General features: G+C 53.6%; 5 protein-coding genes and 1 pseudogene. 4 read left to right on the top strand and 2 right to left on the bottom strand.

What is annotated here, in order from left to right:
* On the bottom strand, positions 1–4715 hold a 4715-nt coding region (locus V7730_RS20955), incomplete at its 3' end, for a type VI secretion system tube protein Hcp (protein WP_335749506.1).
* 199 nt (positions 4716–4914) lie between these two features.
* Here V7730_RS20955 and V7730_RS20960 point away from each other — a divergent pair.
* From V7730_RS20960 to V7730_RS20970, 3 genes and pseudogenes are all read left to right on the top strand, one after another.
* Positions 4915–5046: pseudogene (locus tag V7730_RS20960) on the top strand (IS256 family transposase); the annotation flags it as partial.
* A 213-nt stretch (positions 5047–5259) separates the two neighbouring features.
* Positions 5260–5409: a hypothetical protein gene (locus V7730_RS20965; RefSeq protein WP_335749507.1), complete on the top strand. Its 150-nt coding sequence runs from the start codon at positions 5260–5262 to the stop codon at positions 5407–5409.
* Between the two features lie 121 nt (positions 5410–5530).
* Positions 5531–5917 carry a hypothetical protein gene (locus tag V7730_RS20970; protein WP_335749508.1) on the top strand — a complete coding sequence of 129 codons (387 nt, stop codon included), beginning with the start codon at positions 5531–5533 and terminating at the stop codon, positions 5915–5917.
* A gap of 156 nt (positions 5918–6073) precedes the next feature.
* Here V7730_RS20970 and V7730_RS20975 read toward each other — a convergent pair whose 3' ends face one another.
* A complete protein-coding gene (locus V7730_RS20975; protein ID WP_335749509.1) occupies positions 6074–6880 on the bottom strand; it encodes a crotonase/enoyl-CoA hydratase family protein in 807 nt (268 codons plus the stop codon).
* A 134-nt stretch (positions 6881–7014) separates the two neighbouring features.
* Here V7730_RS20975 and V7730_RS20980 point away from each other — a divergent pair, with 134 nt between their 5' ends.
* The gene (locus V7730_RS20980; protein ID WP_335749510.1) at positions 7015–8040 is read left to right on the top strand and encodes an AraC family transcriptional regulator; all 1026 of its coding nucleotides are present in this window, start codon (positions 7015–7017) and stop codon (positions 8038–8040) included.
* The last annotated feature ends 570 nt before the right edge of the window (positions 8041–8610 follow it).

Raw genomic sequence — 8610 nt, forward strand, 5'->3', positions numbered from 1 at the left:
TCATTGCCGCCGTTGCCGGTCAACGTGTCTGCGCCTGCACCGCCAATAAGCACATTGTTTGCATCGTCCCCGATCAAGGCGTCGGCATAGTCGGAGCCAACGGCGTTCTCAAAACCCGACAACACATCGCCATCCGCGTCGCCGCCCGAGGCCGATTGGAACCCCAAACCGTCGACGTTCAGATTGACCCTCACGCCCGCCGCAGAGCCATTGTACTGCACCATGTCAGCGCCATCACCACCCGACAGCGTATCTGCGTCCGCTCCGCCACGGAGCGCGTCATTGCCGCCGTTGCCGGTCAACGTGTCTGCGCCTGCACCGCCAATAAGCACATTGTTTGCATCGTCCCCGATCAAGGCGTCGGCATAGTCGGAGCCAACGGCGTTCTCAAAACCCGACAACACATCGCCATCCGCGTCGCCGCCCGAGGCCGATTGGAACCCCAAACCGTCGACGTTCAGATTGACCCTCACGCCCGCCGCAGAGCCATTGTACTGCACCATGTCAGCGCCATCACCACCCGACAGCGTATCTGCGTCCGCTCCGCCACGGAGCGCATCATTGCCGCCGTTGCCTGTGATCACGTCGTCTTCACCAGTCGGTAAGGGTTGTCCTGCGGCGGTGCGCGTGGAATTGATAACATCCCCAATTTCAGTGCCGGTAATCGTTGCACCTGCCACGTTCCCCACATTCACGTTGAGCGTCTGGTTGTCGCTCTCCTCTCCATCCGAACTCTGCACAATCACCTGATAAACGTTGTTGCCATCGGAATCGGTAGGTGCTTCGAAGTCAGGGGCTACTTTGAACGTCAACAAACCGCTTGTTTGGTCGATGATGAATGCAGATGCGTCGACACCGCCAGCGATCGCGTAAGTTAACGCGGTCCCAGCGTCGGGGTCCGTCGCCATTACGCGAGTTACGATGGTTTGGTTCTCCATCACAGAGACCGTTGCCGTAGCACCGCCCCCGTCGGACGAAATAACGGGTGCCAAATTGTTCCCCACATTCACGTTGAGCGTCTGGTTGTCGCTCTCCTCTCCATCCGAACTCTGCACAATCACCTGATAAACGTTGTTGCCATCGGAATCGGTAGGTGCTTCGAAGTCAGGGGCTACTTTGAACGTCAACAAACCGCTTGTTTGGTCGATGATGAATGCAGATGCGTCGACACCGCCAGCGATCGCGTAAGTTAACGCGGTCCCAGCGTCGGGGTCCGTCGCCATTACGCGAGTTACGATGGTTTGGTTCTCCATCACAGAGACCGTTGCCGTAGCACCGCCCCCGTCGGACGAAATAACGGGTGCCAAACTGTTCCTCACATTCACGTTGAGCGTCTGGCTGTCCTTCAGCTCTCCATCGGAACTCTGCACAACCACCTGATAAACGTTGTTGCCATCGGAATCGGTAGGTGCTTCGAAGTCCGGGGCCGCTTTGAACGTCAACAAACCGCTTGTTTGGTCGATTGCGAATGCAGATGCATCGACACCGCCAACGATCGCGTAAGTTAATGGAAACCCAGGTTCGGCGTCCGTCGCCATTACGCGAGTTACGATGGTTTGGTTCTCTATCACAGAGACCGTTGCCGCAGCACCGCCCCCGTCGGACGAAATAACGGGTGCCGAATTGAAAGAATTTGCGAAATAAATGGATCCAAGGGGTTCATTCGTTCCAAAATCCCATCCGTATTCATCATAGACATTGCCAAAGCTACTTAGCTCGTTTAGTTCAAGCAAAATCTTACTAGCGATTAACGTCGCATTACTGTTCTTTTCGCCGCCCTCAGCGTCTTGTGATACGGAAACTACAGTAATGTCATTGAGCCTCAGACTATAGGCCGCCTTAGGATTGCCCCCAATGACGCCCTCGATCTGAAGTGCAAAAATGGGCGTGCCAGTCGAGACAGCCTTGAGTAGATAGGTTAATCCTACATTACTCAACAGATCGAGAGACAGCTTCGCCATGGGTCTCATACCTCCGTCGGCTGCGCCGCTTTGACCGAGACTGAACGTATCAAGATCAAACCAGCCCTCGCGCCCTACATCCGTCGAGTCGCCTGCAATACGATCTATCTTTAGGTAATATTTCGTCGGACTTGGGGCCCTAAAAACGTTATCGTCAGCACTCGTTGTAAGTGTTGCGGGATCAAGGGTTGTATTATTGCCCACATCCCATGCGTAGGTCTGTTCCGCACCAAGGCTGCCATCTTGATTCAGGCTATTCGTGACAAGGCCAATTTTGCCAAAGTCGAACGTCGCATTAATGTTCTTTTCGCTGCCCGCAGTGTCCCCTGACACGGAACTGACAAAAACCTCATTGAGCGTCAGCTTATAGACTGTCTTACCAAGGGTCGTCTTAGTCGTTGTTCCGCCGCCCTCTTTCGGAACCTGAGTGAAGATCGTCGGAGTTTCGCCCTCGATCTGAAGCGAAGTAAACTTCGCGCCGTTCGAGGCACCCTGGAGTAAACCAGTCAATCCCGCAATGCCCGAAAGAGACACAGACAGATCCTGTATATCAACTCGGCCTAAGCCCTCGATGCTTTGACCGAAACTAAACGCATCAAGATCAAACCAGCCCTCGCGCCCTTCATATGTCAAGTCGCCTTTAATACCAGCAATCTTTAGGTAGTAGTTAGTCGGGCTTGCAACAATAACAGGCGAGTACCTAGTCGTGTTATCGCTGATACTATCAGGTTTATTCGCGCCCACATCCCATCCGTAGGTCTGTTCCACACCAAAGCTACCATCGGGATTCAGGCTGTTCGTGGTAAGGCCAATTCTACCAAAGTCGAACGTCGCATTAATGTTCTTTTCGCTGCCCGCAGTGTCCTCTGACAGGGAACTGACAAAAACCTCATTGAGCGTCAGCTTATAGACCGCCTGGCCACGCCCTTCCTCAGGGCTCTCAATGACGCCATAGATCTGAAGCGCCTCTATCCTTTGGGAATAAGGATCCGATACAACCCTAAGTAAATCGGTCAATCCCGCAGTGCCCGAAAGAGACACAGACAGATCCTGAAAATTAACACTGCCTGAGACTTGGCTTTGACCCAGACTAAACGCATCCAGCTCAAACCAGCCCTCGTACCCTTTACGCGTCGAGTCGCCTACAATCCCTTGAATAAACAGATAGTAGGCCGTCGGGCTTTCGACGACGACAGGCGAATTAGGCATAGTCGGCGAAACGAGGGTGGCGGGACCAAGGGGTTTATTAGCGAGCACATCCCATCCGTAGGTATGTTCCGCACCAAGGCTAACATCTAGTAGTACACTCTGGTTTTTCATGACAAGGCCAATTTTACCAAAGTCGAACGTCGCATTAATATTCTTTTCGCCGCCCGCAGCGTCCTCTGACACGGAACTGACAATAATGTCATTGAGCGTCAGCTTATAGGCCCACGGACTATTTGAGCCAGGATTGACGCCCTCGATTTGCAGCGCACGAAGGGGAGTGCCGGTCGAAACACCTCTGAGTAAATCTGCCAATCCCGAATTGCCCGAAAGAGACACAGACAGATCCTGGATATTAACACGGCCTGAGACTTGGCTTTGACCGAGACTAAACGCATTTAGCTCAAACCAGCCCTCGTACCCTTCACGCGTCGAGTCGCCTGCAATCCCGTCAATCAGCAGGTAGTAGTCGCGGGCCCCAAGCCTTCCAACACTCGGCAGATCAAGCGGCGAAACGAGGGTTGCGGGATCAATGGTTCCGTTGGCGCCCACATCCCATCCGTAGGTCTGATCCGCACCAAGGCTGCCATCTTGATTCAGCCTATTCATGACAAGGCCAATCTTACCAAAGTCGAACGTTGCATTAATGCTTGCTCCGCCCTCCGACGCAGCGTCCTCTGATACGGAACTGATCAAAACGTCATTGAGAGTCAGCTTATAGACCGTCTGATTCAGGCCCAAACTAGGGTCCCGAATGACGCCCTCGATCTGAAGCGCACGAAAGGGCGTGCCGGTCGAGACACCCTGGTATAAATCAGGTAAAATCGCACCGGCCTTGCCGCCAAATAAAGTGACCGACAGATCCTCGATATTAACACGGCCTGAGACTTGGCTTTGACCGAGACTAAACCCTTCTAGCTCAAACCAGCCCTCGCGCCCTACATCCGTCGAGCTGCCTGCAATCCCGTCAATCAGCAGGTAGTAGTCCAACGGCTCTGTGGCGCCATCAGGCGATTTAGGGATAGTCGGCGAAACGAGGGTAGCGGGATCAAGGGGTTTATCAGCGCCCACATCCCATCCGTAGTTGTTTTCCGTACCAGGCTTGATCCCTGGAGTGACAATGCCAATTTTACCAAAGTCGAACGTCGCATTAAACTTTGATTCTAAGATATTCAAATTTACCCCTGGTTGGGTAGTGGCAAAAAAGCCAGCGACAACCTCAAGAGTGTCATCTAATACGGAACTGACAAAAACGTCATTGAGAATTAGCTTGTAGACCGTCTGATCCAGGCCCCCCTTAGGGCCCATTTCGACGCCTTCTATCTGAAGCGCACGAAAGGGCGTGCCGGTCGAGACACCCATGAGTAAATCGGTCAATCCCGAGTTCGAATCGGTCTTAAAAGCCACAGACAGATCCTGTATATCAACACTGCCTGAGTCTTTGCTTTGACCGAGACTAAACGAATCTATGTCAAACCAGCCCTCGTACCCTACACGCTTCGAGTTCCCGAAAACCCCATCAATCATCAGTAAGTAAGTGGTGGCCATATAATATCTTTCAAAATATTAATTCTAATCTTTAAGCCCCTAATAGCATGTAAAATTTTGCAGACTAGGAACTAATTTTCAAAACCGGACAGAGGTGGGAGCTAGGACTGAATCTGGTGTTTGAGGATTTGAAGGTTGGCGACGTATCTGGTTGAATGTTGTTGCGAGACAGCGCCCCAACCGAAGGAGATACATCACCATGGAAACGACTAATATTGTTGATTTTGCGCGTCGAGATGAGATGACGGACGCACTGACGGATTTGCTGAGAACAGGAGCTCAGCAATTGATCGCGACAGCCGTTGAGGCCGAGTTTGCAGGTTATCTGGCGTAATTTGCCGACTTGCGCACTGAGTAACGAAGAAATCCTCCTCCGCCTTGTCGCGCTGAACAAAGAGCGCGCAGAGGAAGAGGCGCGCGGCCAAATCCGCTGGCTCCGCCCTGACTACCGAAACCCCACAGGCGCGCAGGTCACCAAGGGCAAAACCGCCAATATGGACCATGGGGTTATCGCCAAGATCGAAAAAGCCCCGTGGCCCAAACCATGCCCGAACAATTCGCTGCCATACGCGAAGCCTTGGACGGAATGGGAACAGCCACCCCCGAACAAATCGCCCGCCGCTTTGTCCGTGGACAGGCCCGCAATGTCAAACCGTTGATGGAAAGCCTTGCTGAATTGGGCCACGCTGAATAGGGCGAGGACGGTAGGTTTGCAGCGTAAATTTTGGCGTTGAGTGGTATTTAATGTGGTGTTATTTTCAAAAGGGAAATTTTTTAATTTACTATTCAATTAGTTGTCAAAATAATGTGAAGGAATGAGCCGCCGCCAGCGTCTGGTGGCCTATACTGCGCGCTATGCTCACTCTGTGCTACCGTTTGTGATCAATGCGAGCATCCGGCAAATCAGAAACGGAGGCGGAGAAACCTTTCTGGACTCACTTTACGAAAATGCCCCTGTGGATAATGAAGTGATCAAAAACCATGAGGTGCGACGGATCTTTTTGAATGGTGTCGACTTCTCGATTGCGCAAGGGAGCAAGGGATTTGCGCTCGACAGCGAAATGGTAACACGTGACTGGACAGAGGCATTCATCCAGTCCGCACCGGTACCCGTTCACCTACTCCACGGCGCGCATGACCCTGTGGTTTCTATTGGCAGCGTACGGGATTTTCTCATCGCCACAGTGATCGGGTCACGCTGACCGTCGTCGAGGACGCAGGTCAGCTGCTCTTTTATCAAAAGCCGGATGTTGTTCTCCAAACCATCGCGGCGCTGTTTGACTGATCCGCGCCTGCTCATATCAGACGATGCCCGCTAAGCAGGACCAACCCCAGATTGAGCCAGGGGCGCAGGCACCCTAGCCATTTGGACGTACCCGTGCAGCGCTCTTATCCGCGAAAGCGGCAAGACGTTCACGTGCATCAGGCTGCGTGTTGACCACGCCGGCCACAACCGCCTCGGCGTAAGCCGCGTCCATCGCCGACATATTTTGCATATGGCTCACGGCCGAACAAATCGCGAAATTGGACAATGGTAGATTCTGCGCCGCTTTGCGCGCCAGATCCATCGCCGCATCAAGGCTGGAGCCATCCACGATGTATTGCGCCAATCCAAGATCAACAGCTTCTTGCCCCTGATACACGCGACCTGTCAGCATCATATCAATCATGCGGGACTTACCCACCAAATCGGTGACGCGGATGGTCGCTCCACCCCCTGTAAACAGCCCACGCTGCCCTTCGGGCAAGGCGAAATATGCGCTCTGGTCCATAACACGGATGTGCGCCGAGCTTGCCAGCTCAAGACCGCCCCCCACAACAGCGCCGTGCAGCGCCGCGATGATTGGCACACCGCCGTATTCCATTTTATTGAACGCTTCGTGCCAACGCAGGCAAAGGTGCATGAAATCCGCCGGGCTGCGGTCCTCTTTGTGATGCTCTAACAGATCAAGCCCCGCACAGAAGTGATCCCCTGCCCCAGCCAACACAATTGCCCGCACACCCGCACGGGGCGCGACCGAAAAGAACTCCACTAATTCTTCGATGGTTTCCGCGTTGAGCGCGTTGCGCTTTGTTGGGCGGTTCAGGGTGACAACCCAGACCCCGTCATCATGCGCGACGATATCAAGGTTGGTGTAGCGGGAAGGGTCGATCCGGGGTGTCATTAGGCATCCTTTGCACAGCGGCAGTGATTGAGATTTCTCTTTTTGCCAGATACCGTGTTGAGACAGGGGCGTCTATCGCCCCTACGGACGCAAAGCATTCAAAAAGTGACACATCAACCGCCATGGAGCACACATTGACTGCAGCCACTTCTGACACTGTTCTTCCCACTGTCTCGCGGGCGTTTCTGGACGACTGGCTGTCTGTGCTGCATCGCAAATGCACGCCCGATCAATTGCAGCGTTTTTTAGATAAAACCAGCCTCGCAGGGGTTTCCCATCCGCTGGCCCGCGTCACCCACGACCAGATTGTCCGCCTGTACCAACTGGTCGCGGTTGAGACGGGCGACGAGATGATGGGCCTTTGGAGCAGGCCCATTCGTTCAGGCGCGCTCAAACATCTGTGCGCAACAGTGCGCGACGCCTCATCGCTGTCCGCCGCGATGTTCCGCTTTACCACATATTGGAACCTGCTGCTGGATGATTACACCCTTATGCTGGAAGACAGCTGTGATAGCCTAAAGATATCTCTGATCGCGCGCACCGATGCACCCGCGCAAAGGTTCGGCCACATGCTGCTGCTCAAACTTGTGCACGGCATTGGCTCATGGCTAACAGAGCGGGAGCTGCCCGTTCTTGGCGTGAACTTTGCCTTTGCCCGCCCTGACTTTGCCGAAGACTACGCCATCCTATTTCCCGCTCCTGTCCGCTTTGGGCATGCCCATTCAGCAATCTCTTTCGATATCGGCCTTGCGGAGTTGCCTGTGGCCCGCACCAATGATGAAATGCACGAATTTTTGATCCGCGCCCCACGCGACTGGATTTTCACCACCTACCGAGAGCATGCCTTGCCTCTTCGGGTGCGTGAGTACGTGCAGCTTTCCGATGCTTTGGGGTGCACGCTGAATGAGGCAGCGCTTGCACTCAACCTAGCCCCGCGCACCTTTATGCGGCGGCTGGATGCAGAAGGCACGTCGTTTCAAGGTATTAAAGACAGCCTGCGCCGTGACATCGCGATCCGGGACCTGACCCTTGGGCACAAAAGCATTGAGGCGATTTCTCAAGACCTTGGCTTTGCCACACCTGCAAATCTGCATCGCGCCTTCAAACGCTGGACTGGCGTCACCCCCGGCGCTTACCGAAAATACCGGCGGACGACGTAGCGAAAAGCGCTTGATACGTTCTGCATTAAGAGCGGATTGTTGCGATTTGGTCTGTTGCTGCTGATGAGGTGATCCTCGGATTTTCTCTTCCTGAACGTAAGCTGCATTTCGGGCCGTCCGCGGCAAAGGAAGCTGGACTTGGTCCGTTACTACTGGATCAATTTCTCATCAACGCAGGGGCATTTGAAAGTGATGACAGCAGACCCGCACCGCGTAAGGCCTTTGATGCCAAAAGATATGCAACCCTCCTCTCTGAAGTGCCCGAACTCGTTGGTCCGATCTAAATGCGTACAGCGATTTTGTTCAACCCACGGACTGGCGGGAACAGAGAGTATATTACCGCAAAGGATGCTGCATTATTTTACCGACAGTTCACTACACTCAAACTGCTGTCTGCTCTGATGAACGTGGAAGGAAGGGCGATAGCCCTTCTGCTACGTAAAGCCGGTATCCAACGTTTCAGGCCAAATGATACCGACTTTAGTCCCGTCTATATGCTTAGGTTCAGGACCCACTAATCAACTTGAGGCTGTCTGGCCTGTGTGAATCAAACTCCCAAATCGAGGGGGC

Source organism: Sulfitobacter sp. (genome assembly GCF_036961165.1).
Classification (GTDB): Bacteria; Pseudomonadota; Alphaproteobacteria; order Rhodobacterales; family Rhodobacteraceae; genus Sulfitobacter.

Excerpts from the sequence above, each read along its gene's own strand:
- V7730_RS20965 (WP_335749507.1), top strand. The coding sequence starts at position 5,260 with ATGCCCGAACAATTCGCTGCCATACGCGAAGCCTTGGACGGAATGGGA.
- V7730_RS20970 (WP_335749508.1), top strand. The coding sequence starts at position 5,531 with ATGAGCCGCCGCCAGCGTCTGGTGGCCTATACTGCGCGCTATGCTCAC.
- V7730_RS20975 (WP_335749509.1), bottom strand. The coding sequence starts at position 6,880 with ATGACACCCCGGATCGACCCTTCCCGCTACACCAACCTTGATATCGTC.